Genomic DNA, 25824 nt, shown 5'->3' on the forward strand with positions numbered 1-25824 from the left:
CCGACGTGAGTACGGACGGCCCGGCGCAGGAACCGGTCCTGCGCGTCCGTGACCTGCACAAGACCTTCACCCTGCACACCGTCGACGGGCGCACCGTCGTGTCCCTCGACGGCGTGGACCTGGACGTGGCCGCCGGCGAACACGTGGCGCTGGCCGGTCCGAGCGGTGCGGGGAAGTCGAGCGTGCTGCGGTGCGTGTACCGCAGCTACCTGCCCGACGCAGGCAGCGTGCGGCTCGGCGACATCGAGCTGACGACGCTGCCCGACCGCGCCATGGCCCGCCTGCGTGGCCGGGAGCTCGGGTATGTCGCCCAGTTCCTGACTGCACCCCCGCGGACCGGTCCGCTCGAGGTCGTCGCGGCCGCCGCGCGCAGGAGAGGGCTCGACCGCACCGAGGCGGTCGGTGCGGCGGCCACCGCGTTGCGCGCTCTCGGGATCGAGGAGGCGCTGTGGGACGTCGACTGCGGGGTGCTGTCGGGCGGTGAGCGGCAGCGGATCAACCTTGCCGCCGGCACCGTGCGGCCGCCCCGGCTGCTGCTGCTCGACGAGCCGGTCTCGGCGCTGGATCCGCGGAACCGGGAGCGGGCGCTCGACCTGGTGGCGTCCCTGACCGCGCAGGGTGTGGCGGTGCTGGCGGTCTTCCACGACGCCGACGCGATGCGGCGGCTCGCCGACCGCGTCGTCGAACTCGGGTCGGGACGGGTGCAGCGGCACGGCGCCCCGACGGAGCTGCTGGGGAGCGCGGCGTGAGCGAGAACGAATCATCGGTGCTGACCGAGCAGGCGAGCGGCACGGCGGCGCGCTGGACGCTCGGGCTACCGCCTGACGACTACGTGCTGGGCCACGTCCGGGCGGTGCTGCCCGACCGGATCGTCGACGACGCGTGGATCGCCGTCCGCGACGGGCGGATCGCCGAGGTGGCGCCGCAGCCGGCCGGGTCGGCGGCCGATGTGGACGGTGCGGGGCTGCTGTGCGTGCCGGGCGTGGTGGACGTGCACTCCGACGGCCTGGAGCGGGAGATCCTGCCCCGACCGTCGGCGCGCCTGCCGTGGGAGTTCGCGATCCTGTCCTTCGAGGGCAAGCTGCGCGCAGCTGGTGTCACCACGGTCTTCCACGGCGCGTCGTTCGAGGAGGGCACCTCCCCGTCCACGATGCGCTCGGTCGAGCGGACCAGCGAGCTGTGCGCCACCGTTGCGGCGCGCGGGCCCGCACCCGTCGATCATCGACTGCTGCACCGCCTGGACGTCCGCTCCCCGGAGGGCATCGCCGCCCTTCGGGAGCGGTTCGACACGACGGACCCGGGCGACGTACCCCCGCTGGTGTCCCACGAGGACCACACGCCGGGGCAGGGTCAGTACGCCGACCGGCGCCACTACGAGCGGTACGTGGCGGGCACCCGGGGCCTGAGCGACGGCGAGGCCAAGGACCACGTCGACCAGCTGATCGTCGAGCGCGAGGGCCGGCTCACGGTTCGGGAGGAGGCCCTCGAGTGGCTGGGCGGGCTGGCCCGGTCCGGCGCGATCCGGCTGCTCGGCCACGACCCCGCGAGCGCGGTGGAGATCGACGAGCTGGTGGCCAGGGGCGGCTCGGTCGCCGAGTTCCCGACCACCCTGGAGGCGGCCGAGGCAGCACGCGAGCGGGGGCTGCCGGTGATCGCCGGAGCGCCCAACGTCCTGCGTGGCGGGTCGCACGCGGGCAACGTCTCCGGCAGCGACCTCGCGGCCCGCGGGCTGCTGACCGCGCTGGCGTCGGACTACCTCCCGTCCGGGCTCACCGCCGCCGCGTTCCTGCTCGCAACACGCGGTGTGACGTCGTTGCCTGCGGCGATCGGGCTGATCACCGGGGGTGCGGCGGAGGCCGCGGGGCTCACCGACCGCGGCAGGCTCGCCCCCGGGCTGCGCGCCGACCTCGTCCTGATGCAACCGGGTGACCCGTGGCCCGTGGTCCGGTCGGTGCTGCGCGCGGAGGAGACCTTCTGACGACGGTCTGCTGACCACACCTACCCGATGGCCGCCGTGCACACGTCCTGACGTGTGCACGGCGGCGCCGTGATGTGCACGCCGGCACACGGGCCGGGCGCCATAGGATCCGGCGATGCCCTCGATCACCCGCCCCCGGCCCCAGGGCCCCGACCGCCGTGCGGCGGCGGTCGCCCAGGTGCTGGCCGCGACCGAGCGATTGCTCGTGGAGGGTGTGCCGTTCACCGAGCTGGGGGTGCAGCGCATCGCCGCCGAGGCGGGGATCGCCCGCTCCACGTTCTATCTGCACTTCCGGGACAAGACCGAGCTGCTGGTCCGGCTCGCCGGTTCGCTGAAGGACGAGCTGTTCGGCCTCGGCGAGGACTGGCGTCCGACCGGTCCGGGCGGCGGACCCGACGGGCTCACCGCGCTGTACGAGCGCATGATCCGCTACTACCGCGACCACGGGGCGGTGCTGGCGGCGATCACCGAGACCGCCGGCTACGACTCGGAGGTCCGCGAGTACTGGACCGAGGAGATCGGCCGGTTCGCCGAGCGCGCAGTGGCGCGCCTGACGGAAGAACAGAAGGCAGGACGCCTCGCCCCCGACGTCGACCCGGCCCTCGCGGGCTGGACGCTGGCCGTCGGCGGCGCGGCGGTCATCTCCCGCCACGTCGCCGCCGGTGACCCTGCCCGCGACATGCTGATCGCCCGCGAGCTCGCCGTCTCGCAGTGGCACGGCGTGTACAGCCGTCCGGCGGGCTGATCGCAGCTTCAGGCCACGCCGAACTCGGCGATCCGCTGCGTCACCTGCCCTGCGGACAGCGCGGTCCCGTGCTCCGCGCCCACGGGCACGGCCCCGGTCACCACGGCGTCGGCGAAGAGGTCGATCCGGCTCACCGACGGGGCGTTGAGCGTGCGCTCCCCGCCCGCCGGGACGAGGGCATCGCTGATGTAGGAGGTTGCTCCGCCGATCCAGACCGGGATCCCGGCCACCGCGCCGGCGCTCACCACATGGGTGTGCCCGGCGAGTACGACGCGCACGTCGGTGCCGGTGAGGATCGCGCCGAACGTCGACCGGTTCCGCAGTTGGATGCCCGCGGAGAGCCGGGAGGACGTCGGCAGCGGCGGATGGTGCAGCGCGAGGACCGTGCCGGAAGGTGCCGGCTCGGCCAGCTCGGCCTCCAGCCAGGCGAGCTGGGCCGGGGAGAGCTCGCCGTGGACGTGTCCGGGCACGGTGCTGTCGAGCACGACGATCCGCAGGCCGCCGACCCACGTGACGTGGTCGAGTGGGGCGGTGTCGCCCGGTTCGCCGCGCAGGCGTACGCCCAGGAGGTGCCGGCGCAACGCGGCGCGGTCGTCGTGGTTCCCCATGGCGAAGAGCGCGGGAGCGCCGAGACGCCTGGCGACCGGTTCGACGATCTCGCGAAGCCGCTCGTACGCACCGGGCTCGCCTGCGTCGGCCAGGTCGCCGGTGAACAGCAGAGCAGCGGGCCGCACCCCTGACTCCTCCACCGAGGCGAGGGCGCGTGCCAGTGCGTCGGCCGTGTCGACGCCGTGGCGCAGCTCCCCGGGCTCGGCGACGAGATGCAGGTCGGTGAGCTGGATCAGGGTGTGCTCGGGGGTCACGACCGGAGATCCTCGGTCGGCGGGGCGAGCGCAGCAAGCGATTCCGGGTGAACTCACGGCATCCGCCGCGTGCCCCGTCGGCAGGTGCGGTCGAGGCGATGAAGATGGCGCATCCGGGCGACGTCCCCGGCGGAGGGAGTCGTCGCTGAGGTGCTCGTGGATGTGGGAGAGACCGTAGGCGCCGACGCAAGGCTCGCGGTTATCGTCGAGAAGGTGGAGGAACGTTGACGATGGCCGTGTCGATGGCGGCGCTGCTGGATGACCTGCAGGCCGAGACCGACGCGGTGGGCGCGCTGGTGGCCCGTCTCGACGACGACTCGATCAGCACCCCCACCCCGTCCCTTGGCTGGGACATCCGCGACCAGCTCACCCACCTCGCCTTCTTCGACGAGGCGGCCCTGCAGGCCGCGGTGGATCCCGCCGGGTTCCGGCGCATCGCGGAGGCGGAGGCCGGCACCGACCATTCCGACCGGGTGGCGGCCGAGCACTCCCACATGGGCGCCGCCGAGGTGCGGTCGTGGTTCTGGCGGGCCCGGCAGGAGTTCATCGACACGTTCCGGACACTCGACCCCTCGGCCCGGCTGCCCTGGTTCGGCCCGGACATGAGCGCGGCGACGTCGGTCACGGCGCGGCTGTTGGAGACCTGGGCCCACGGCCAGGACATCGCCGACGCGCTGGGCGTCCGTCGGGAGCCCACCGACCGGCTGCGGCACGTGGCCCATCTGGGCGTGCGCACCGCCGGTTTCAGCTTCGCCCTCCACGGCCGCGCCGCCCCGTCCGTCCCCGTGCGGGTGGAGCTCGTCGGACCGTCCGGGGACGTCTGGACCTGGGGTGATGCCGACGCGGCCGACCGCGTGAGCGGCGATGCACTGGACTTCTGCCTGGTCGTCACCCAGCGCCGCAACGTAGCCGACACCGGCCTGGAGGTAGTAGGACCGGTCGCAACGGAATGGATCTCGATAGCGCAAGCCTTCGCGGGAGAACCAGGCCCCGGCCGAGCACCCGGGGCCTTTCGACCTTGACCGCGCACATCGTGTGGCCACGGTGCACACCGCCGAACATGTGCACCGTGGCCACAACATGTGTGCCGTGATCTAGGTCGTCTCCGCGGCCCAGTGTTCTACCTGTAGTTCGTCGCCTACCTTTACGTCGCCTGCCTTCAGCACGGCCAGCTTCGTTCCGAAGGTCACCCCGCCCTCCGGCGAGCGCCGGTAGGAGGCGAGCGTGCGCATCGGTTCGGGACCGGCAGGGGTGCCCGTCTCCTGGTCGACCATCGTGACGGAGCAGCGGATGGCGAGCTTCGCGTAGCCGAACCGCGTGCTCCCGATCGTGACGCGGCGCAGCCGGTCCTCGATGTGCGGCTCGCCCCACCCGTCGACGACGATGTTGGGCCGGAAGCGGTCCATCGGCAGCGCCTCCCCGCCCTGCTCGACGAGCCGCGTGTGCAGCAGGTCGAGCGACGGCATGCTGACGAGCAGCACGGCACAGTCCGCGTAGCCCGCCCGTCCGGGCGTCTCGCCGTCGGTCGTGCGGACGTGATCGGGGGGCACCCGGACGAGCCTGCTCCGGGAGCCGAGCACCTCGGTCAGCCATGCGGCCGCAGGCTCGCCCTGGTCGATCCCCGTGTAGGGGATGCCGTAGAGGCCGACGTCCGTGCGATCGCCCTCGCGCTGGACCTCGATGGACAGCGCGGGTAGGCCCGGTGCGTGGAGCGTGAGAACCTCGCCGTCGTCGCCGATCTCCGGTCGGATCACGGCTAGGAGAGGGGCGCTCTGCTGGTTTCGGAAGACATGGTCGTCGTCGACGACCATGAACGATCGGTCGTGGGCGAGCCCGGCGACGGTCACGGCGGCATTGCTGAGCACGGTGCCGGCACAGCCCTTGATCGGGTAATGCATCAAGGATGCGACCTTGGCCACGTGATCGACGCTACCAGCGGGCAGCGGAGCGGCCATGTCATCGACGCGAGCTAGCCGGCCGCGGCGGCCCAGCGCTCCACCTTCACCTCGTCGCCCACCGCCAGCTCGCCCGCGCGGAGCACGGCGAACTTCGCGCCGAAGGTCACTCCGCCCGCGGCGGAGCGGCGGTAGGTGGCGAGCGTGCGAAGCGGCTCCGGACCCGCCCGGACACCCGTCTCCTGGTCGACCAGGGTGACGGGGCAGCGGATGGCGAGCTTCGTGTAGCCGAGCTGCACGTTCCCGATCGTGACTCGTCGGGCGTTGTCCTCGATGTGCGGCTCGTCCCACCCGTCGACGACGATGTTGGGGCGGAACCTGCTCATCGGCAGCGGCTCGCCACCCTGCTCGACGAGCCGCAGATGCAGCAGGTCGAGCGACGGCCGGCCGACGAGGAGCACAGCTGCGCTGTCGGCGTAGCCCGCCGTGCCCGGCGTCTCGCCGTCGGTCGCGCGGTCGTGCTCCGGCGGCACCCGGACGAGGCGGCTCGGGGCGTCCAGCACCTCGGTCAGCCATCGGGCCACCGGCTCGCCCTGGTCGATCCCGGTGTAGCGGTTGCCGAAGAGGTCGACGCCGTGGCGGGCGCCGTCGCGATCCACCTTCACGGACAACTCGGCCATGCCCGGCGCGTGCAGCGTCAGCAGGTGGCCGTCGGCGCCGACCTCCGGACGGATCACCGCGAGCCGGGGGTCCCGCCGCTGGGTCCGGAAGACGTAGTCGTGGTCGACGACCATGAACGATCGGTCGTGGGCGAGCCCGGCAGCGGTCACTACCGACCCGGACACCGGCGTGCCTGCGCATCCCTTGATCGGATAGTGCAGCAGCGACACCACCCTGGCCACGCGATCCACGCTACAGCGGGGCCTGCGCCCGGACGATGAACACGCGGCGCCGACGCTCGGCGGACGTGGGAGCGAGAATCCCTGCGCTCACCCCGGCGAACCCGGCGTCGAGCGCGATGCGAGCGGCCGCGTCGGCATCCGATGGAACGGACAGGTGGCTCTCGACCATGCGACGGAACTCGGGCGACGGATGGAAGTCCTCGGCCATCGGCACGCTGAACGCCACCTGCCCGCCGGGCCGCAGCACGCGCAACCACTCGCGCAGCGCGTCCAGGCCGAGCAGGTGCAGCGCCGACGCGCAGAGCACCACGTCGACGGAGCCCGTTGCGAGATCGAGCGGTACCGCGGGCGCGTGGCGCCACTCGATCCGGCCGTGGGGGTCCTCGTGCGGTGCCTTCGCCCGCGCCCGGTCGAGCATGCCTCGTGAGATGTCGACGCCCACCACGCGCTGCGCCGCGAGCAGGCGGAGCGCGGCGAACGCGGCGAACCCGGTGCCGGTGGCCACGTCCACGACCAGGGCCGGTGGGGAGGTCGGCTGCAGTCCACGGACCAGCTCTTCGGCGATCTCGACGTGGTGCAGGTCCTCGTCGTAGGTGTCGGCGGCGGCGTCGAAAGCGGAGGCGGAGGTAGTGGCGATGTCGGACACCGGCTGGATCCTAGGAAGCGTCGTGATCATCCGCGCGTCGATATCCTGCGCCGATGTCGTCCGTACGGATCGAGTCCGTGGCAATCGACGAGCCCGCCGTGCGCGAGCTGATCGAGGAGCTGGACGCCGAGCTGCACGACCTGTACCCGGAGGCGGGCGCGGTCCACGACCGGCTCGACGCGGCCGAGGTGAGCGCCGGCCGCGGCGTGCTGCTCGCCGCCGTCGACGAGGAGACGGGCGACCTGCTCGGCTGCGGAGCCGTGCGGCTGCGTGAACCGGGGGTCGCCGAGATCGAGCGGATGTACGTCCGCCCGCACGCCCGCGGTCGTGGGATCGGCAGAGCGCTCCTCGGTGCGCTGGAGGCCGAGGCGGAGGCGCTCTTCGCCGACCGTGTGGTGCTCGAGACCGGAGCTCGCCAGATCGAGGCCGTCGAGCTCTACCGGCGCGCCGGGTACGTCGAGATCGAGCGTTTCGGGGAGTACGCCGACTCGCCGCTGAGCCTGTGCATGTCCCGCACGCTCCGCTAGGAGCGCGCTGACCAACTCGGCCCTACTGCGCGGCGCCCAGGCGGCGCCCTCGCGGCGTTGTCGCCTTGCGATGCAACCACCTGGATCACCGCTCGCTACGGGCGGAGTTGGTCAGCACCCTCCTACCCGGTCGCGCGCCGGCCTGTCGGTACCTCGTGCTCCACTGGAGGCGGAGGTGATGAGGGTGTCGTTCGTGCAGGGCCATGCTCGGAGCACCGGGTGGGTGGTTGCCCACGTCCGGCGCCCCAACCGGGCCGAGGACGGTCAGCTCCCGCTGCTCGCCGTGGTGCCGCTTCCGCCGTCCCGCGAACCTGACGAAGAGCCCGAGGCGCTCAGCTCCGCGAGGAAGTCGGCGATCACCTGCAGCTGAGCTGCGTCCCGGCGGCGCAGCACGGCGTCGAGATGCTCGCCGTGAGCCTGGTGGTACTCCGCGAGGGTCGCCATCGCTTCGGGCACCGGGGTCACGAGCACCTTCCGCCGGTCGGTGGCGTCCCGAACGCGACGCGCGTACCCGGCCTTCTCCAGCCGGTCGAGCACCCCTGTCACGGTGCCGGTGGTCAGCCCGCTCAGCTCCGCAAGACGGCCCGCGGTGAGCGGACCGTGCACGCCCAGAAGCGCCACGAACTGGCAGTCGCTCCCCCCGAGGCCCACCTGCTGGGCAACGGCCTGGGTGCGTAGCACGACGTCGGCGATGAACCGCCACATCGATATGTCGATTTCCGACCGCAGCTCGTCGGAATCCACGTCGCCACCTCGACTTTGTCGCTGGAGATCGAGAACTGTGCTGCGACGAGATGCTCGCCTGTCCACGTGGGGATCCAGGTGAGGACCCGACCCACCACAGGGTATGCCCGCGGTGCGGTGGCCGGGTTGCGGCGACGGCGGTGCGTGCATAGGCGGCGGCACGCAGCAGCCGACGCCTTGACGAGGCGGCGGACCCACCGCGGAGGGGGGACGGGTGGGTCCGCCGCAGGCTCAGGGGACGGTGCTAGGCGCCCGCCACCGCGACGGTCGTCGGGGCCGGGAAGCCACCGACCGCCTGCTCGAACGTGTTGGCCACCCGGAGCACGGTGGCGTCGTCGAACCGCTTCCCGACGATCATCATCCCGGTCGGGAGACCGTTCGCCATCCCGGCGGGCACGTTGCACGCGGGGTGACCGGACACGTCCGTGGGAGCGGTGTTCGCCACCATCTCCAGGCCGCGGGCGATCACTTCCTCGCGAGGGGCGTCCTCCGCCGGGATGACCGAGGCCTGGATCGGTGTGGTCGGCATGACCAGCACGTCGAAACGCGACAGCGCCTCGTCGTAGGCCGCCTGCAAGTGCGAGGTCAGGTTGCGGGCCATCGCGTAGTGCTTGCCCCGGTAGCGGTCGAGCGCGTACCGGCCCGAGAGCAGCACGAGCTTGACCGTCTCGGAGAACTGGCTGCCGTCCTCGCGCCACTTGTTGCCGTAGAACTCCATCAGCTCGGGGTCGTAGAGGCCCTGCCAGTTCAGTCCGTAGCCGTTGGCGTCCACCATCTGCGCGGTGGCGCCTTCGATGGAGATGACGTCCCAGATCTTCAGCCCATGTGCGTGCCAGGGGATCGAGACGTCCTCGACCGTGAGCCCGGCCTCGCGCAGGGTCTCGATCGCCTCGCGCACAGCGTCGTCGACGTCCGGGTCGGAGTTCGGGTGCCCGAAGCCCTCGCTGACGACGCCGACTCGCAGTCCCTCGGCCGAGCGCTCGAGCGCGCCCACGTAGTCGTCGACGACGAGGTCCGCAGGCTGCCGCGGGTCGTACCCATCCACCCCAGCGATGACGCTCAGCACCAGCGCGGCGTCCGCCACCGTGCGCGTCATGGGACCCACGTGGTCAATCGTCTGCTCGATCGGGAACGCGCCCGTGTACGGCACGAGGCCGTGGGTGGGCTTGTGCCCGACGATCCCGCTGAAAGATGCGGGCATGCGGATCGACCCGCCCTGGTCGCCGCCCGTGGCGAAGTCGACCGCGCCCGATGCGACAAGCGCCGCGCTGCCGCTGGAGGACCCACCGCTGGACCGGGTCGGGTCCCAGGGGTTGCGCACCGGCCCCGTGCGCGAGGTGTGCGAGCCGCCGGAGAAGCAGAGGTCCTCGCACACCGACTTGCCGGCGATCGTGGCACCGGCATCGAGCATCCGGGTGACGATCGTGGCGTCCCGGCGCGGAACGAAGCCCTCCACGGTGGCGGAGCCGTTCATCATCGGAACCCCGGCCACCGCCGTGTTGTCCTTCACCGCCACCGTGCGCCCGGCGAGCGGACCCTGTCCGCTGCCGGTCACCTCGCAGGTGACATACCAGGCGCCCAGCGGGTTGTCGGCCGCCTCCGGACGGCTCCAAGCCCGCTGCGGAACGGCCGGCTCGACCTCGGCGTGCAGCCGCTCGACGATGTCCCAGGACTGGAGCACGCCGTGCACCAGCGGGGCGAAGGATGCAACGTCGGCGTCGGTCAGACCCAGACCGTAACTCTCGGCGACCTTGGTGATGACCGACGGATCAGGCGGCTGAACGGGCATCCGGGAATCTCCTCGCAGTCGGCAGACAACGCACCGTAACGAGGCGATACAGGACGCGTCAACGATCATTGGCGCGATGACGAACTTGTGATCGAACGTCAACCAGGGAGGTTCACGAGGAACCCGCCTCGCGTCGCCTCGGCCACGAACATGCGCTGGCGCACCGTCTCGGGTCCGACGACCGCGACCTCACCGCGGGGGAAGTCGTCGCGGCTGCGGCGCAGCTCACGGGCTGTGCCTGCCGGGTCGTCGGCGCCTGCGCGCCGGACGGCCTTGGCGTAGAGATGGATCGCCTCGTACACCGACTCCGTGATGCTCGACACCGGCGGTGCGAACGGCCCGTACGTCGATCGGTACCGCTGCAGAAACGCAGCGTTGACGTCGCCGGGAAGCTCCTCGAAGTAGCCCGACACCCCCCACATGCCGGCCGCCGCGTCGTCACCGATTCGCTCACGGGTGGGCTCGTCGAGGGCGAGCGCGAGGGAGCGGCACCGGTCGCGGACACCCATCGCGTGGCACTGCCGTTCGAAGTGCACCAGGTCGGCTCCCACGAAGGACGACAGGATGACGTCTGCGCCGGAGTTCAGAACGTCCTCGATGAGGGGGGCGAAGTCCCGCGTGCCCAACGGCGCGAAGGTCTCTCCCACCACGGTGCCGCCGTCCTCGGCGAGCACCCGCCGCGCCGTGCTGTGCACCACCTGGGGCCACACATAGTCGTTGCCGGCGAGGAACCATCGGCGCCCGCCGGCCACCTGCATGATCGGACGCGCCGCGGCCCGCAGTTGGCTCTCGGGGCGTTCCCCGAGCTGAACGCGCAGCGCGCCGCTGCTGCCGCCCTCGTTCATGACGGGCTGGACCATCAGCACGCCCGAGTCGCGCAGCTCGTCGGCGGCCCGGGAGAACGTGGCCGACGTCGTGCTCGCCATGATCACCCGGCAGCCCGCGTGCACGAGCCGCCACGCCTCGATCGTGCCGAGCCGCGGGTCGGTGGCGTCGTCCCCGACCACCAGCCGCATCGGTCTGCCGTCGACGCCGCCCTCGGCGTTGATCTCGTCGACGGCCATCGCCGCGAGATTCTCGGTGCCCGACGCGAACACGCTGGCCGACCCCGACTTGCTCGTCAGCAGGCCCACGGGATGGGTGCCCTCGGGTGCGCCGTCGGGCACGCTGAACCCGCGGCGGCGCATCAGCCAGTGGAGGCCGGCATCGTCGAGGTCGGCGATCAGGCGGACCCGGGTGCCGGTGCCGTCGGGGTCGGCGTGCACCCGCAGCCGCCCCCGCCATGGCTGGTCATGACGGATCTCGATGCGCGACGGCGCACGGACCTTGGAGATCCGGCCGAGGATCTCCACAGGGCCTGCGGCCACGCCGAACATCGGTGCCTGCAACGTGACGACCGCGCCGACGGCGACCCGGTCGCACACGGCGTCGAAGACCCAACCCGCGCCCGCGCCTGCGCCGAACAGCGCGAAGACCGCCTCGGGCGGCGCGTCGACGTGCTGCTCGGCGGTGAGGGCGAGCCGGCTCATCACATGGCTCGGCGGACGGACCCGTCAGGGTGGGCAGCACCGGCGACCGGCCGGGACACGGGCGCCGTCGCCGTACCGGAGCGGGCGATGCTCACCCGGTCGGTGCTCGCGGCAGTGTTCTCCGCAGCGGCCTTCGTGGCGTCGAGCGATCCCTGGAACAGCTCGATCAGCAGCTGGATCACTTCCTGCGCAGGCCCGGTGGGGTCCACCGAGTAGTAGCGGAAGCGCCCGGTGCGGCGTTCGGCGATGAGCCCTGCGGTGCGCAGAACTCGCAGGTGGCTGGAGACGGCCGTGCGGCCGACCCGGCTGATCTGCTCGGACAGCTCACCCGCGCTGCACTCGTCGCGCTGGGAGAGCAGCGTGAGGATCTCGCGGCGAACCGGATCCGCGAGGGCGTCGAACGCCTCGTCAGCAACCACCTCGGTCGTCCCTCCTGCTCATCGCTCGCCCTCGCTGCGCTCGGCCGGCGCTTCGCGAAGGCGCTGTGACACTGATTCGCTCGCAAGCTCGCTCATTGCTCGCCCTCGCTGCGCTCCGCCGGCCCATTGGAAGACGTCACCGTGCGAAGGCGCTGTGACACTGATTCGCTCGCAGGCTCGCTCACTACCGGCCCCCCTGAGTGATGTCCTGACCTTGTATAGGGGTTCGAGCGTAGTCCGTCGAGGTGTGACCTACGTCTTGCAGACCGATCACACGGAGCAGCGACAGCGCTTCGGCGGCCGGTGTGCCGGGTGCGGCGGAGTAGACCAGCAGCACCTGGTCGTCGCCCCGCACCTCGAGGACGTTGCAGTCGAGTTCCAGCACCCCGAGCTCCGGATGGCGGATCCGCTTCGTGTCACCGTGACGTTCGTCGAGCTCGCGCAGGGTCCATAGTCGTTCGAAGTCGGCGCTCGCCGCTCGCAGGTCCGACACCAAGCGCTGCAGACCCGGGTCGGCGGGGTAGCGGGCGGCGGATCGGCGCAGGTCGGAGACCAGGGCTCGGTCGAGTCGCTCCCGCTCCTCGGCGTAGAACTCGACCCGGTGTGTCCCGGTGAACGCCTGTCGCGCGATGTTGCGCCGGGTGGGCGGGATCGACGACAGATCCCCGAGCAGTGCGACCGCCATCGGATTCCAGGCCAGAACGTCGCTCTTCGCGTCGAGAAGGAGGGCGGGGAGATCGGTGAAGCGGTCCATCAACCGCAGCACACTCGGCCGGACGGCACTGCGGATCCGGCCCGGAAGGGGTGGCGCGCTGCCGGCCAGGTGGAAGAGGTGGTCCCGCTCGGCGTCGGTGACGCGCAGGGCTCTGGCCAGCGCGGACAGCACCCCGTCGGACGGGCGCGGGCCGCGGCCTTGTTCGAGCCTCGTCAGGTAGTCGACCGACACTCCCGCGAGCGCGGCGACTTCCTCGCGCCGCAGCCCCGGCGTGCGACGGCGCAACCCGGCCGGCACACCGACGTCGGACGGGCGGAGCCGCTCGCGCCAGATGCGTAGCGTGCTGCCGAGCTCGGTGCGGTCCACCGGACGAGCATGGCGCATCCTCCGCCCCCGCAGCCTGGTACAAGCAGTCCCGGGCTGAGTCGGACCTGGTCAGCGGCCCCGGCGTGACAGCAATGTCGAGTTATGACGGAAACGACGGAAAAATCCAGGATGACGCCAACGACGATCGCGCTGGTGACCGGCGCGAACAAGGGCATCGGCCTGGCGACCGTGCGCCGACTGGCAGAGCGCGGCTGGACGGTGCTGCTGGGAGCGCGGGACGCCCGCCGCGGGGCGGCCGCAGCCGCAGGCCTCGACGGTGACGTGACCGTGCTCCCGCTGGACGTGACCAGCGACGAGTCCGTGGCGAGCGCCGCGAAGGAGGTCGAGAGCCGCTACGGGCGACTCGACGTGCTGGTGAACAACGCCGGGATCATCGGGCCGCTGGTGGCGGCGCTGGACACCGGCGCCGAGGAGATGCTCGCCTGCTACACGACGAACGTGTTCGGTCCCGTCCGCGTGACCAGGGCGTTCGTGCCCCTGCTGCGCCGCTCGGCCGCACCGCGGGTCGTGATGGTGTCGAGCGGGATGGGTTCGCTGGCCATCACCGGCGACCCGGAGCGGCTGGAGTCGCGGATCGTGGGGCTCACCTACCCGTCGTCCAAGGCGGCTCTCAACATGATCATGAGCCAGTACGCGCGGGCGCTGCCGGAGTTCCGGATCAACGCCGCCGATCCCGGCTACACAGCCACGGACCTCAACGGCCACAGCGGCGTCCAGACCGTCGAGGAGGGCAGCGACGCGATCGTTGCGCTCGCGACCGTGGCACCGGACGGTCCGACCGGGCGGTTCTTCGACCGCACCGGGCCGCTTCCCTGGTAGCCGGCCCGGAGCGGGCTGGGCTCAGCGCTCGACGAGCTGGAACCGCCCACCCTGGTCGTCGCGGCACTCGGCCACCGTCCCGAACCGGCGCCGCTCGGGCTCGGTGCTGGTGCCTCCCGCCTCGCGGACGGTGTGCACCGCAGCGGCGAGGTCGGCAACGGTGAACGCCGGCACCACCGCGGCGTCCTCGGAGTGGCCGCCCCAGATCGAGGTGCGCGGCCACGGATCGCGCCCTGCTGCACGGACGTTCCACCCGTCCGGGACACGGGCGGGCGCGAAACCCCAGCCGAGAACCGTGCCGTAGAACGCCCTCGCGCGGCGCGCGTCCGGCGTCCGCACCACGAGATGGGCGATCGCGGGGCGGGCCTCGGGCGCGGAGGCCGGTGCGGACGCACCCGTCCACAGCGCGAAGGGCACCCCCATGTCGTCCACGCAGTCCGCGACGCGGCCGTGCGGCTCGTCGGTGGGGTCACCCGCCGTGCCACCGGCGGCCCGCACCACGGCGACGGCCGCGTCCACGTCCGGCACGGCGTAGCAGAGCATGGCGGTGGGCCGGGCGTGCCCGCCGGAGAGTCCCAGCCGGGTGCCCGCGTTCGTCACCTGACGTTCCTGCGATCCGTACCCCCGCGCCGTCACCCAGCCCAGCACGGCCCCGTAGAACCGTTCGGCCCGCTCGACGTCGTCCGTCCAGAGCGAGGTGTAGACGACGTCCCCCGGCCGTGGCGCCGCCGCCGACGGGGCCTCACGCGACACCATCCACCGGTGCCCGGAGGGATCCCGCACCACGCCGCCCCGGCCGTGGGGGGAGTCGGCCACGGGGCGCTCCAGCACGCCGCCCGCGGCGACCGCGCGCTGCACCACCGCGTCCGGGTCGGCGACCTCGAGTCGCAGCGACTGGCTGGGGCCGCCGCGTGTGACCGGGGCCAGGAGGTCCAGCTCCGGGTACTCGTCGGCGAGCATCAGCACGCTGTCACCGAGCTCGATCTCGACGTGCCCGATGCGGCCGTCCGGCATCTCGATCGGTTCGCCCCGCTGCACTGCGCCGAACGCGTCGACATAGAAGTCGACGGCGGCGCGGGCGTCGGCGGCCGCGAGGTACGGCGTGATGGTGTGCTGAGTCGGTGGCCGGGAAGGCGGCTGGGACGGCGCAGCTACATCGGTGGTCGTCGCTTCGGTTACGGACATGGGGACCTCCCGAGGGGCGAGCAGGGCGCCCTCGATGCGGGCGCGCAGGCCACTGGCGAACTCCAGGTCGGGAGAAGCGGGAGCGTCGGGGATGCGGAGGGCGTCGAAGGCGTCGGTCATCGCGGGCCTTCCTTCTCGACTGCCGCGTAGCTGTGGCGGAACGCGCTCCGCGCGCGAACCAGCAGCGCCTCCGTGGCGTGCACCGTGCGGCCCATCACCTGTGCGACCTCGGGCACCGGCAGCCCGTCGAGGTAGCGCAGGGTGAGCGCGGCACGGTGGGTGCTGGTCTGCGCGTCGAGCACCTCGTGGGCGAGCATCGCGTCGAGCCGCTCCTCCCACGGGTCGTCGACCGGGTCCGGCTCGGCCAGAGCCACGGTGATCTGCCCGCGATGCTCACGCTCGGCCGCGCGCCAGTGGTCGATCAGCTTGTGACGGGCGATGCCGATGAGCCATGCCGTGGTGGGCGCCGGGGAGGGCTCACGCCGGCATGCGGCGACGGCGGCGAGGAAGGTCTCCGCCGTCAGCTCCTCCGCGAGTGCCTGCCAGCCGCAGCGCGCCAGCAGGTAGCCGTAGACCTGAGGGAGCGCCACGTCGTAGAGGTCGAGCAGTACGGCACCGGCGTCCGGCCGGACCCTCTCGCCGCTGTGCACACCTCTTCATCGGCGCGCAGGCGCGCTCTCCGACGGTGGTTCACCCGATCCGACCAGCGGGCCGGCGCGACTCGCCGACCGGAACGGGTGACTCGCGGCGTCAGGTGGACGTCAGGAACTCCGTGAACACCGCGAGCCACTTCTCGCGAGCGTCCAGATGCGGGGCGTGTCCGGACCCGTCGAAGAACTCGGTGCGGACCGACCCACCCGCCTGCTCGTAGCGCTCCAGTACCTCTCTGATCTGGCTCACCATCGGCTGCGGCGGGAACACGTCCTGCCCCGGCCAGTTCGGGACGGCCCCTGATGCGCCGAGCGTGCCCAGCTCCAGCGACGAGCCGTCGGCGACCACGAGGTCGGCGCTGCCGTGCGTCCAGAGGACGGGAGGCTTGGGATCCAGGTCGACGATGCCCGCCCAGTTGCAGTACTTGGGGGACAGGGCGTTGAGGAGGCCCGACGTGCCGGGGGCCATCCCCGGCCAGTTCGGCGAGGTCGCGAGGTCGCCCGGGTAGTTGGCGTCGCCCGTCACCGTCTTGAGGATCTCGGCGACGAGCAGGTCCTCGCGCTCGGGCGGCTCGCGGTGGCCCGGTGCGACGTAGAAGGCGTTGAAGACGTTGCGGACGGAGAGGGGGCTCTCGTCCGAGTCGTCGCCTGCGGCGATGCGCCGCACCAGTTCGGGGTTGACGGTGCCGGCGCCGGAACCTGCGAAGTCGGGGAAGCAGGGCGTGCCGTCGGCACGGACGCCGCCGTAGCCGTAGGGCGAAACGGGGTCGAGGAAGGTCAGCGACGCGACGGGCCGGTCCATCGCGTACCGGGCGATCGCGGCACCTGCGGTCGACCAGCCGACGAGATGCGGCGGCTCGTCGATTCCGAGGGCGCGGACCAGCGCGAACACGTCGTCCGCCCAGTCCGCGAGGCCGCGGGTCGCATCGACGGGAGCGGGCTCGGAGTCGCCGAAGCAGCGCATGTCCGGCGCGATCACCCGGTACTGCGCGAGCTCGGGCATCAGATGCTCGAAGAAACGGCTGGTCGAGAGGTTGCCGTGCACCATCACGATCGGCGTGCCGCCGGTCGGGCCCGAGTCGAGGTAGTGCATGCGGATGCGGTCGGTGTCGACGGTCGCGGAACGTACGCCGGGGAGCAGCGCCGCCGGGGGCAGGGTCATGCGCGGATGCTCTCGGGTGTCGGCCTGCCGGGCAAGGTCCGCAGCCGGGCCCGGCTCGTCGTCGTGACAGGGTGTGTCACCGAAGCCGCGGACGGCAGCGGTGGTCGGAGCAGGAGGTGGCGGGTGGAGGATCGGCTCCGGGTCGCGGTGGCGACGCCCCTGAGCGAGGAGCTGTGCGGGCTGATCGAGCGTCTGGAGCCGCGCATCGACCTGGTGCGCGACCAGGAGTTGCTTCCGCCGGTGCGCTACCCGGCCGACCACGCCGGCGACCCGTCGTTCGTCCGTACCCCGGAGCAGCGGGAGCGCTTCGAGAAGATGCTCGACGCGGCCGAAGCGCTCTACGGGATCCCGGACGACCGCCCCGCAGAGCTGCGCCGCGCCGTCGAGGCCAACCCGGGCCTGCGCTGGGTGCACACGATGGCCGCCGGGGGAGGCGCCCACGTGAAGGCGGCCGGCCTCGCCCAGGAGCAGCTCGACCGCGTCATCTTCACGACGTCGGCGGGCGTCCACGCGGCCCCGCTCACGGAGTTCGCGCTCCTCGGGCTGCTGGCAGGGGCGAAGAACCTGCCCAAGCTGCTCGCCGAGAAGGCCGCGCATCGGTGGGGCCGCTGGCCGGTGGCGCAGTTGCGGGAGCAGACCGTGCTGGTCGTCGGGCTCGGCGGGATCGGCAGCGAGGTCGCCAGGGTGCTCGCGGCGCTCGGCACACGCGTGATCGGCACGAGCAGGCGTGGCGAGCCGGTGGACGGCGTGGCCGAGCTGGTGCATCCCGACGAGCTCGCCGCCGTGGTCGGGCGGGTCGACGGCATCGTCGTCACCCTTCCCGGCACGGACGCCACCGAGAAGATGGTGAGCGCCGATGTGCTCGCCGCCGTCCGGCCCGGCGTGACGATCGTCAACGTCGGCCGTGGCACCGTCATCGACGAGGACGCCCTGATCGACGGCCTGCGCGACGGGCGCATCGGCTTCGCGGCGCTCGACGTGTTCGCGGTGGAGCCGCTCGACCAGGCCAGCCCGCTGTGGGATCTGCCGAACGTGCTGATCAGCCCGCACACCGCCACCATCACCGCGGCGGAGGGCCGGCGGATCGCCGAGCTCTTCGCGGAGAACGCCGGCCGGCTCCTCGACGGACGCCCGCTGCGCAACGTGGTGAACACCGTCGAGTTCTACTAGCAGCCTCTGCGCGGAGGAGCGCGACCGGCCGGGTGCGTGTCTCCCGCCCCTTACCGAGACGCAGATCACACTTTTGCCCACGCCGGGCGGCCTGGGGCCTTTATGGACCCGTCTGTCCGGTGTGGAGGGCGGTGGGACCCGGCAGGAATCGCCGCGCGGTTCCGCATGGTGATCGTCGCCCTCGGCGGGGCGTCCCTCCGATTGAGGTTTGGGCGGCTATAGCGCAGAGTGACGTGTCGCTCGTAGGGGGATCTGTCGCTCGCATCGGGGCAGAAGTCGGAGGGCATGCGTGCGCAGAATTGTGACCATTGTTGTGGCGGCTGGGCTCGTGGCGGTGGGGGCCGCTGTCGCACCTGCGGGCCATCGAGCGCTCGGGCTGGCGGAGGCGCACGCCGCCGTGCAGACCGACGCGGCCGCGCCCGACTACACGCCGCCGCCGGTGGCATGGGCGCCCTGCGCCGCTGAACAGCTGAAGGCGGCGTCGGCGCAGTGCGGGTTCGTCGAGGTGCCGCTCGACTACTCCGCACCCGGGAAGACGAAGATCAAGCTCGCGGTGTCGATGGTGAAGCACACCGTGCCCGAGAACCAGTACCAGGGCGTCATGCTCGTCAACCCGGGCGGGCCGGGCGGGTCCGGTGTCGGGCTCTCGCTTCTCGGCGGCGCGGTGCCGCGCAACGTCGGTTCGAGCTACGACTGGATCGGCTTCGACCCGCGCGGTGTTGGGTCGAGCGAGCCCAGACTGAGCTGCATCGCCAACTACGGCGGCTACAACCGGCCCGACTACGACCCCGACACGGGCACCGAGGCCGCCTGGCTGAAGCGCGCGCAGTCCTACGCCCAGGCCTGCAAGTCGACGGGCGGCGCTCTCCTCAGCCACCTCACCACCGTCGACACCATCAACGACATGGAGAGCATCCGGAAGGCGCTCGGAGCCGACCAGATCAACTACTACGGCTTCTCCTACGGCACCTACATCGGCCAGGTGTACGCCACGATGTTCCCGGACCGGGTGCGCCGGATGGTGCTCGACGGCGTGGTCGACGAGCGGAACGTCTGGTACGAGGCGAACCTCAGCCAGGACGTCGCGTTCGACCGCAACGAGAAGATCTTCTTCGACTGGATCGCCAAGAACGACAACATCTACAAGCTCGGCAACAGCGGCGACGACGTCGAGAAACTCTTCTACTCGGAGAAGGACAAGCTGCGCCAGAAACCGGCCGGCGGTCAGATCGGGCCGGACGAGTTCACCGACCTCTTCCTCGGGGCGGGCTACGACGTCCGCAACTACGAGACCGTCGCGAGCGCCTTCTCACGCTGGGTGCACGACGGTGACGCGGGGGCTCTGAAGGCGGTTTACGACGGATCGGGCTCGCCCACCGACGACAACAACTACGCCATCTACCTCGCGGTGCAATGCACCGACGCGCCCTGGCCCACCGACTGGAGCACCTGGCAGGACGACAACACGAAGGTGGCGGCCAAAGCGCCGTTCGAGGCCTGGGCCAACGCCTGGTACAACGCGCCCTGCGCCTTCTGGCCGGTCAAGCCGGGAGCCGACAAGCCCGTGAAGATCGACGGCAGCAAGCTGAAGAACCTGCTGCTGGTCAGTGAGACGCTCGACGGTGCCACGCCGTACCCGGGCGCCCTCCAGGCCCGCCGCGAGTTCCCCAACTCCGCGCTGGTGGAAGGCACTGGCGGCACCACGCACGCGGCGTCGCTCTCGAGCGGCAACGACTGCGTGAACGACCACGTCGCCGACTACCTCGCCAATGGCACGTTGCCCGAGCGCAAGTCCGGCGACACCTCCGACGCGCAGTGCTCCCCGCTCCCGCAGCCGACCCCGACCGCACTGGCGGTCTCGTAACCGTCCGCCACGCCTCGGGTGCTCGGCCCGTGGGGATCGGACATCCGCAGGTGCTGCGGTGGGCCAGCGGCCCGCCGCTGCTCGATCCGCGGGTTGGCTCCGAGCTGTCGACCGGTGGTGATCACCCCGCGGGTTGCCCGGCGGAGTGATCATTGGTTGGGGAGCGGTGGCCGTGTTGGGTGCGGCTAGGCGTCCCGAACTGGTGATCATGGTGGCGTGCCGGCTCGGCGCTGCGTGGTGATCGTTGTTTGGGGCGCGGTAGCTGCGCTGGGCGCGGCTGTGCGTCCCTAGCTGGTGATCATGATGGGGCGGCCGCGGTGGGCGGGGTGTGGGGCGGTGGCTGCGTGCTGGCTCCGATGGTGCCAACCGGCGATCCGCTCGAGCCGCAGGCGGGTGCGGGGTGACGTGATCATTGTTTGGGGAGCGGTGGCCGTGTCGGGTGCGGCTGTGGGTCCCCAACCGATGATCATGGCGCCGCTCCGGCTCGGCGCTGCGTGGTGATCGTTGTTTGGGGCGCGGTAGCTGCGCTGGGCCTGCCTCCGCGTCCCCAAACGGTGATCATGGTGGGGGCGGCCGTTGTGGTGTGGGCGGTGGCGCGGCGGGCTGGCTCGACGGTGCCGACGACTCGTCACCTCGACGCGCGAGTGGGCTGCGCGGTGGCGTGATCATTGTTTGGGGAGCGGTAGCCGTATTAGGCGCGGCTGGACGTCCCGAACTGATGATCATGGTGCCGTTTCCGGGCGAGCGCTTCGTGGTGATCGTTGTTTGTGGAGCGGTAGCTGCGCATAGCGCGCCTGTGCGTCCTCAAATGATGATCATGGTTGCGCCGGCCGCCGTGGGCGCGTGTAGGTGCGGTGGCTGCTGCGGGTTGGCCCGATGGATGCCGCCCGCTGGTTACCTCGGCTCCGTGAGCGGGCTGTGGGGTGGCGTGATCGTTGGGGAGCGGTGGCCGTGTTCGGCGCGGCCGGACGTCCCGAATTTGTGATCATGGTGCAGCGGTCGGGGTCAGCGCTCGGCGGTGATCGGTGTTTCGGGCGCGGCGGCCGCGTCGGACGCGCCTGCGCGTCCCCGAGTGGTGATCATGGTCAGGTTGGCCGCGATGGGCGGCTTGGGAGGAAGTGGCTGTCGTCGGCTGGCTCCGTGCCGACCGGCGACCCCCTTGAGCCCTCGGGCGGGTTCCGGGTGGCGTGATCGTTGTTTGGGGAGCGGGAGCCGTGTTGGGTGCGGCTGGGCGTCCCGAATTGGTGATCATGGTGGGGACGGCTGCGGTGGGCGGGGGTGGTGGCTGCGGCGGGGTAGCCCGATGATGCCGGCCGCGGGTCACCTCGACCTGCGAGTGGGCTGCGGAGTGGCGTGGTCATTGTTTGGGGAGCGGGAGCCGTGTTGGGCGCGGCTGAGCGTCCCGAATTGGTGATCATGGTGAAGCGGCCGGGGTCACGGGCGCGTGGCTGCGCTGGGCCCACCTCCGCGTCCCCAACTGGTGATCATGGCAACGGCGCCCCGGCCCACGAGGGACAGCGGACCGGGGCGCGTCTCACGGGCCAGGCTCAGGGGAAGTGGACGTACTCGTACTCGAAGGGCTTGTCGTTGATGCCGTGCGAGGGCGGGGCGATCCAGCCCGCGATCTTGCCGGGCTCGTATACCGGGCGCATGAGCGACCGGACGTGGGTCTTGTCGGCCTCGGTGGGCAGCCAATTGTCGCGGTTGGCCTCCCAGACGTCGGCACCGACCAGGTCGCCCTTGGGCGTGATGTGGTGCTCGGAGAACAGGCCGACGTCCCGGTTGAACCCGACGTGCGGCAGTGTCAGCCGCCGGTCGACGCCGCCCTGCTCGAGCACCCGGTTCCAGCGCTTGAGCCCGCTCTGGCAGTCGGAGATGTACTCGGTGCGCAGGTCGTTGTTGAGCGCCAGCAGCGCCGGGACCTCGTCGGAGGCGAGCTCGCCGTCGCGGACGAGCTGGATGTGGGCCGAGTCCTCGGTGAGCACGTGGTCGTCCTTGCGCCGCTCCTCCTGCCAGCGCCCCTTGAGGCCCGCGGTGAAGTAGTTGGCGGCGTTGGTGGACTGCTCGGAGCCGAAGAGGTCGAGTGAGACCGAGTAGTGGAAGTTGATGTACTTCTGGATCACGTCGAGCGGGATGCCGCCGTGCGGGGCGATGTCCTCGGTGTCGTGCTCTCGCATCAGCTCGGCGCTGCGGGCCACCACGCGGTCGACACCCGTGGTGCCGACGAACATGTGGTGCGCCTCCTCCTTGAGCATGAACTCGCAGGTGCGCGACAGCGGGTCGAACGCAGACTCCTTCAGCGTGCCGAGCTGGTACTTCCCGTCCCGGTCGGTGAAGTAGGTGAACATGTAGAACGACAGCCAGTCGGGCGTCTCCTCGTTGAACGCGCCGAGGATCCGCGGGCTGTCGAGGTCGCCCGAGTTGCGCTGCAGCAGCGCCTCGGCCTCCTCACGGCCGTTGCGACCGAAGAAGGCGTGCAGCAGGTAGACCATCGCCCAGAGGTGGCGGCCCTCCTCCACGTTGACCTGGAAGAGGTTGCGCAGGTCGTAGAGCGACGGCGCGGTCTCGCCGAGCCTGCGCTGCTGCTCCACCGAGGCGGGCTCGGTGTCGCCCTGGATGACGATCAGCCGCTGCAGGTCGGCGCGGTACTCGCCGGGGACCTGCTGCCAGACCGGCTCTCCCTTCTGCTCCCCGAACGCGATCCGCCGGTCGGCGTTGCGTTCGGCGAGGAACACGCCCCAGCGGTACTCCTCCATGGCGACGTGGTCGAAGTGGGCCCACCCCTCACGGCCCACGGCGACCGCCGTACGGAGGTACACGTCCTCGGTGGGGACGGCCGGGCCCATCGTCTTCCACCAGTTGAGGAAGTTGGGCTGCCAGCTCTCCAGTGCGCGCTGGAGCTTGCGGTCGCCGGCCAGATCCACGTTGTTCGGGATCTTCTCGGAGTAGTCGATCGACATGATTCGCTCTGCTCTCAGACTCGCTTGCGGTCGAAGTCGGCCTTGCGTCCCGTGCCGTACCTGCGCAACGCGCCGTCGGGGCCGGAGGCGTTGGGTCGAACGAAGATCCAGTTCTGCCACGCGGTGAGCCGCGAGAAGATGCGCGACTCCATGGTCTCCGGTCCGACGAACCGGTGGTTGGCCTCCATGCCGGTGAGCGCGTCGGGGGAGAGGGAGGCGCGCTCCTCCAGCATGATCCGGATCTCGTCTTCCCAGTCGATGTCGTCCGGGGCGTCGGTGACGAGGCCCAGCTCCATGGCCTCGACGGCCTCGATCCGGCGGCCGGTCTCCTGGCGCAGCTTGGCGACGTGGTCGTCGTCGCCGTAGAAGCGGGACGCGAGACGGGACAGCCCGTTGCTCATCGGGAACGCGCCGAAGTTGCTCTCGCTCAGCACGATCTGCGCCGGCTCGCCCTCCTGGGCGTCCTCCTCGAGCAGACCCTCCAACATGTACTGCCGGTCGCAGGCGAGTGCCAGCTCCAGCAGTGCGCCCGCGAAGCACGAGCCGGGTTCGATCAGCGCGATCAGCGAGCGCGACGTGACGTCGAGGCGCTTGAGCACCCGCTTGAAGTAGTGGCGGATCTCGTTGACCAGCCAGTCGTCACGGGAGTGCTCCGCGATGACTCGCTCGAACGCGAGCGCGTGCTCGACGGCGCCCTTCGTGCGGATGACCCACGTGCCGAGCTCCAGCTCGTTGGTGCGCAGCCGCAGGATGAGGTCGTCGAGCTCGCGGGTCATCGCGAGCGGCCAGAAGTCGGCGCCGAGCTCGTGCACACGTGCAACGGTGTCGGGGACGTCCCCCTCCGGGCCGTGCACGGTGATCTCCACCAGGCCCTGCGACCGGTCGAAGCGCGCCTCGACGTGCTGGTAGCGGATGCCGTCGGCGGTCTCTTCGCGCTGCAGCGGGGTGAGGGAGATGCCCTGCACGTCAGTGGGACGGGTGGAGCGGGCGGCCGCGGTGGCGGCCCGCTCGCGCACGGTCTCGTCCCAGACTCGCTTCGGCACCACCTCGTCGACGAGCTTCCATTCGACGGCCTGCTTGCCGCGCACCCCTTCGGGCCGGGTAGCGAAGACGTCGGCGCGGTCCTTGCGGACCCGGCGCTTGTCGGTGACCCGGGTGAGTCCGCCTGTGCCGGGTAGCACGCCGAGCAGCGGCACCTCCGGCAGAGACACCGCGGATGAGTTGTCGTCGATCAGCAGGATCTGCTCGCACGCCAGGGCGAGCTCGTAGCCCCCACCCGCGGCGGTGCCGTTGACGGCCGCGAGGTACGTCTGGCCGGAGTTGGCCGTGGCGTCCTCCATGCCGTTGCGGGTCTCGTTGGTGAACTTGCAGAAGTTCACCTTCCACGGGTGCGAGCTCTGGGCGAGCATCCGGATGTTCGCGCCCGCGCAGAAGTTGCGGTCCTTCGCGCTGGTGAGGACCACGGCCCGCACCTGCGGGTGCTCGAAGCGCAACCGCTGAGTGGCGTCGTAGAGCTCGATGTCCACGCCCAGGTCGTAGCTGTTCATCTTCAGCTCGTAGCCCGGGACGATGCCGCCCGCCTCGTCGATGTCGAGGCGGAGGTAGGCGATCTCCCCGTCGATGTCGAGGCTCCAGTGCCGGTACGACGCAGGCTCGGTGTCGAACGAGACCGCCGGGATCGCGGCCTGGTCGGGATCTGCGGTGGTCGTCATCGGCTCCTCCGTGGGTCGCACAAAACTCTACAACATTCACGACGGGCGGTCCATGTGTGTAGAACTTTACGAGGCTTACCCGGCGCAAGCGCTTGCAGTAACGTGCAATGCGCGGCGGGTCCCGACCGCCGCATCGCAACGGTGCGAGCAGGGGGGCCATGGCGACGATCCACGACGTGGCCGGCGCATGCGGGGTCTCCATCTCCACGGTGTCGCGGGCCATCTCCCGGCCCGACCTCGTCAACGCCGCCACTCGCGAGCGTGTGCTGGCCGCCGTCGCTGAGCTGGACTACCAGCCGAGCACCGCCGCCCGCTCACTGATGTCGGGCCGGTCGATGACGCTCGCGCTGCTGGTCCCCGACATCACCAACCCGTTCTTCTTCGACCTGGTCCGGGGCACTCAGGCCCAGGCTGCCGCAGCGGGCTACAGCCAGATCCTGATCGACACCAACGAGTCGGTGGAACTGGAGCACCAGCACATCGTGACGGCGGCGAAGGGCGCCGACGGCCTGGTGCTGGGGGCGTCGCGGCTGAGCGACGACGCGCTGCGAGAGGCGGCCCGCTCGGTTCCGCTCACCGCCGTCAACCGCAGCACGCCGGAGTCACCTCGGTGGTGATCGACACTCCGTCGGGCGTGGTCCAGGCCGTACACCACCTGGCCTCACTCGGCCACCGCGATGTCGCCTACCTGTCCGGTCCGCGTTCGTCGTGGTCCAACGGACGACGCTGGCGGGCCGTGCAGCTGGGCGCACGCCAGGCCGGGTTGTCGGTCCGGCGCCTCGGGCCGTTCCCGCCCACCCGCGCGGCGGGCGCGGCCGCGGCCGACGCCGCCGTGCACGCCGGCGTGACGGCCTTGATGGCCTTCAACGACCTGATCGCGCTGGGCGTGCTGCAGCGGCTGTTCACCCGTGGGGTGGCGGTGCCCGACGACATGAGCGTGGTCGGGTGCGACGACATCTTCGGTGCCGACTTCTGCCACCCCCCGCTGACCACCATCACCGCGTCGATCGAGCAGGTCGGGCGGCTGGCCACGGACATGCTGCTGGAGCAGCTGCGGCCGGTGGCGCCCCCGCCGCGCGTGCACACCGTGCCGGCCGTGCTGACGATCCGTGGCTCGACCGGACCCGCCCCCGCCCGGAGAAAACCCCGTCAGTGACATCCAG

Annotated in this window: 22 protein-coding genes and 1 pseudogene; 9 read left to right on the forward strand and 14 right to left on the reverse strand. The window is 71.3% G+C overall.

All coding sequences use genetic code 11. The features are described 5' to 3' along the window. Positions 1 to 5: 5 nt before the first annotated feature. From ABD743_RS29355 to ABD743_RS29365, 3 genes are all read left to right on the forward strand, one after another. The gene (locus ABD743_RS29355) at positions 6 to 749 is read left to right on the forward strand and encodes an ATP-binding cassette domain-containing protein (protein WP_344725603.1); all 744 of its coding nucleotides are present in this window, start codon (positions 6 to 8) and stop codon (positions 747 to 749) included. Next, entirely contained in the window at positions 746 to 1978 is a 1233-nt protein-coding gene (locus ABD743_RS29360; RefSeq protein WP_344725604.1) for an alpha-D-ribose 1-methylphosphonate 5-triphosphate diphosphatase, read from the forward strand. The genes ABD743_RS29355 and ABD743_RS29360 overlap by 4 nt, the downstream gene beginning before the upstream one ends. Before the next feature lie 115 nt (positions 1979 to 2093). After that, complete coding sequence (locus tag ABD743_RS29365) at positions 2094 to 2723, forward strand: TetR/AcrR family transcriptional regulator (protein ID WP_344725605.1); 630 nt, start codon at positions 2094 to 2096, stop codon at positions 2721 to 2723. An 8-nt stretch (positions 2724 to 2731) separates the two neighbouring features. Here the strand turns inward: ABD743_RS29365 and ABD743_RS29370 are convergent, their stop codons facing one another. After that, complete coding sequence (locus tag ABD743_RS29370; RefSeq protein ID WP_344725606.1) at positions 2732 to 3586, reverse strand: metallophosphoesterase; 855 nt, start codon at positions 3584 to 3586, stop codon at positions 2732 to 2734. Positions 3587 to 3816: 230 nt separating this feature from the next. On the opposite strand from ABD743_RS29370, the gene ABD743_RS29375 reads away from it, so the two are divergent. Beyond that, positions 3817 to 4608, forward strand: coding sequence for a TIGR03084 family metal-binding protein (locus tag ABD743_RS29375; protein ID WP_344725607.1), 792 nt, complete (start codon positions 3817 to 3819; stop codon positions 4606 to 4608). 72 nt (positions 4609 to 4680) lie between these two features. Here the strand turns inward: ABD743_RS29375 and ABD743_RS29380 are convergent, their stop codons facing one another. Genes ABD743_RS29380 through ABD743_RS29390 form a run of 3 tightly spaced genes read right to left on the reverse strand, consistent with a single transcriptional unit; the run spans position 4681 to position 7029 of the window. Beyond that, on the reverse strand, positions 4681 to 5505 hold the full coding sequence (locus tag ABD743_RS29380) for an MOSC domain-containing protein (protein WP_344725608.1): 825 nt from the start codon (positions 5503 to 5505) through the stop codon (positions 4681 to 4683). A 50-nt stretch (positions 5506 to 5555) separates the two neighbouring features. Then, on the reverse strand, positions 5556 to 6383 hold the full coding sequence (locus ABD743_RS29385) for an MOSC domain-containing protein (protein WP_344725609.1): 828 nt from the start codon (positions 6381 to 6383) through the stop codon (positions 5556 to 5558). A 10-nt stretch (positions 6384 to 6393) separates the two neighbouring features. Continuing rightward, entirely contained in the window at positions 6394 to 7029 is a 636-nt protein-coding gene (locus tag ABD743_RS29390) for a class I SAM-dependent methyltransferase (protein ID WP_344725610.1), read from the reverse strand. Between the two features lie 53 nt (positions 7030 to 7082). Between ABD743_RS29390 and ABD743_RS29395 the strand changes: the two genes are divergently transcribed. Then, positions 7083 to 7556 (forward strand): GNAT family N-acetyltransferase, encoded by a 474-nt coding sequence (locus ABD743_RS29395; protein WP_344725611.1) that lies wholly within the window; start codon positions 7083 to 7085, stop codon positions 7554 to 7556. 264 nt (positions 7557 to 7820) lie between these two features. Here ABD743_RS29395 and ABD743_RS29400 read toward each other — a convergent pair whose 3' ends face one another. The 5 genes from ABD743_RS29400 to ABD743_RS29420 form a co-directional block, all read right to left on the reverse strand. Next, positions 7821 to 8300 (reverse strand): MarR family winged helix-turn-helix transcriptional regulator, encoded by a 480-nt coding sequence (locus tag ABD743_RS29400; RefSeq protein ID WP_344725612.1) that lies wholly within the window; start codon positions 8298 to 8300, stop codon positions 7821 to 7823. A 244-nt stretch (positions 8301 to 8544) separates the two neighbouring features. Then, positions 8545 to 10089, reverse strand: a complete 1545-nt coding sequence (locus tag ABD743_RS29405; protein ID WP_344725613.1) for an amidase — start codon at positions 10087 to 10089, stop codon at positions 8545 to 8547. 98 nt (positions 10090 to 10187) lie between these two features. After that, the gene (locus ABD743_RS29410; RefSeq protein ID WP_344725614.1) at positions 10188 to 11618 is read right to left on the reverse strand and encodes a substrate-binding protein; all 1431 of its coding nucleotides are present in this window, start codon (positions 11616 to 11618) and stop codon (positions 10188 to 10190) included. Continuing rightward, complete coding sequence (locus ABD743_RS29415) at positions 11618 to 12037, reverse strand: ArsR/SmtB family transcription factor (protein WP_344725615.1); 420 nt, start codon at positions 12035 to 12037, stop codon at positions 11618 to 11620. The genes ABD743_RS29410 and ABD743_RS29415 overlap by 1 nt, the downstream gene beginning before the upstream one ends. 184 nt (positions 12038 to 12221) lie before the next feature. Next, positions 12222 to 13118 (reverse strand): helix-turn-helix transcriptional regulator, encoded by an 897-nt coding sequence (locus tag ABD743_RS29420; protein WP_344725616.1) that lies wholly within the window; start codon positions 13116 to 13118, stop codon positions 12222 to 12224. A 129-nt stretch (positions 13119 to 13247) separates the two neighbouring features. On the opposite strand from ABD743_RS29420, the gene ABD743_RS29425 reads away from it, so the two are divergent. After that, a complete protein-coding gene (locus ABD743_RS29425) occupies positions 13248 to 13958 on the forward strand; it encodes an SDR family NAD(P)-dependent oxidoreductase (RefSeq protein WP_344725617.1) in 711 nt (236 codons plus the stop codon). 21 nt (positions 13959 to 13979) lie between these two features. On the opposite strand, the gene ABD743_RS29430 is transcribed toward ABD743_RS29425, so the two are convergent. The 3 genes from ABD743_RS29430 to ABD743_RS29440 all read right to left on the reverse strand — a co-directional run bounded on the left by ABD743_RS29430 (position 13980) and on the right by ABD743_RS29440 (position 16955). Then, positions 13980 to 15263 (reverse strand): VOC family protein, encoded by a 1284-nt coding sequence (locus tag ABD743_RS29430; protein WP_344725618.1) that lies wholly within the window; start codon positions 15261 to 15263, stop codon positions 13980 to 13982. Continuing rightward, on the reverse strand, positions 15260 to 15793 hold the full coding sequence (locus tag ABD743_RS29435) for an RNA polymerase sigma factor (RefSeq protein ID WP_344725619.1): 534 nt from the start codon (positions 15791 to 15793) through the stop codon (positions 15260 to 15262). Before ABD743_RS29435 ends, ABD743_RS29430 begins: the two co-directional genes overlap by 4 nt. Before the next feature lie 100 nt (positions 15794 to 15893). Beyond that, the gene (locus ABD743_RS29440) at positions 15894 to 16955 is read right to left on the reverse strand and encodes an alpha/beta fold hydrolase (protein WP_344725620.1); all 1062 of its coding nucleotides are present in this window, start codon (positions 16953 to 16955) and stop codon (positions 15894 to 15896) included. A gap of 6 nt (positions 16956 to 16961) precedes the next feature. On the opposite strand from ABD743_RS29440, the gene ABD743_RS29445 reads away from it, so the two are divergent. Both ABD743_RS29445 and ABD743_RS29450 read left to right on the forward strand, forming a co-directional pair. Beyond that, complete coding sequence (locus ABD743_RS29445) at positions 16962 to 18125, forward strand: D-2-hydroxyacid dehydrogenase (RefSeq protein WP_344725621.1); 1164 nt, start codon at positions 16962 to 16964, stop codon at positions 18123 to 18125. Between the two features lie 289 nt (positions 18126 to 18414). Next, a complete protein-coding gene (locus ABD743_RS29450; RefSeq protein ID WP_344725622.1) occupies positions 18415 to 19989 on the forward strand; it encodes an alpha/beta hydrolase in 1575 nt (524 codons plus the stop codon). Between the two features lie 1547 nt (positions 19990 to 21536). Here the strand turns inward: ABD743_RS29450 and boxB are convergent. Next, a complete protein-coding gene (gene boxB, locus ABD743_RS29455) occupies positions 21537 to 22949 on the reverse strand; it encodes a benzoyl-CoA 2,3-epoxidase subunit BoxB (protein ID WP_344725623.1) in 1413 nt (470 codons plus the stop codon). 14 nt (positions 22950 to 22963) lie between these two features. Next, the gene (boxC, locus tag ABD743_RS29460) at positions 22964 to 24661 is read right to left on the reverse strand and encodes a 2,3-epoxybenzoyl-CoA dihydrolase (RefSeq protein ID WP_344725624.1); all 1698 of its coding nucleotides are present in this window, start codon (positions 24659 to 24661) and stop codon (positions 22964 to 22966) included. Between the two features lie 158 nt (positions 24662 to 24819). Here boxC and ABD743_RS29465 point away from each other — a divergent pair. After that, positions 24820 to 25817 (forward strand): annotated as a pseudogene (locus ABD743_RS29465) (LacI family DNA-binding transcriptional regulator). The last annotated feature ends 7 nt before the right edge of the window (positions 25818 to 25824 follow it).

This window comes from Pseudonocardia yunnanensis, assembly GCF_039534065.1.
Lineage (GTDB): Bacteria > Actinomycetota > Actinomycetes > Mycobacteriales > Pseudonocardiaceae > Pseudonocardia > Pseudonocardia yunnanensis.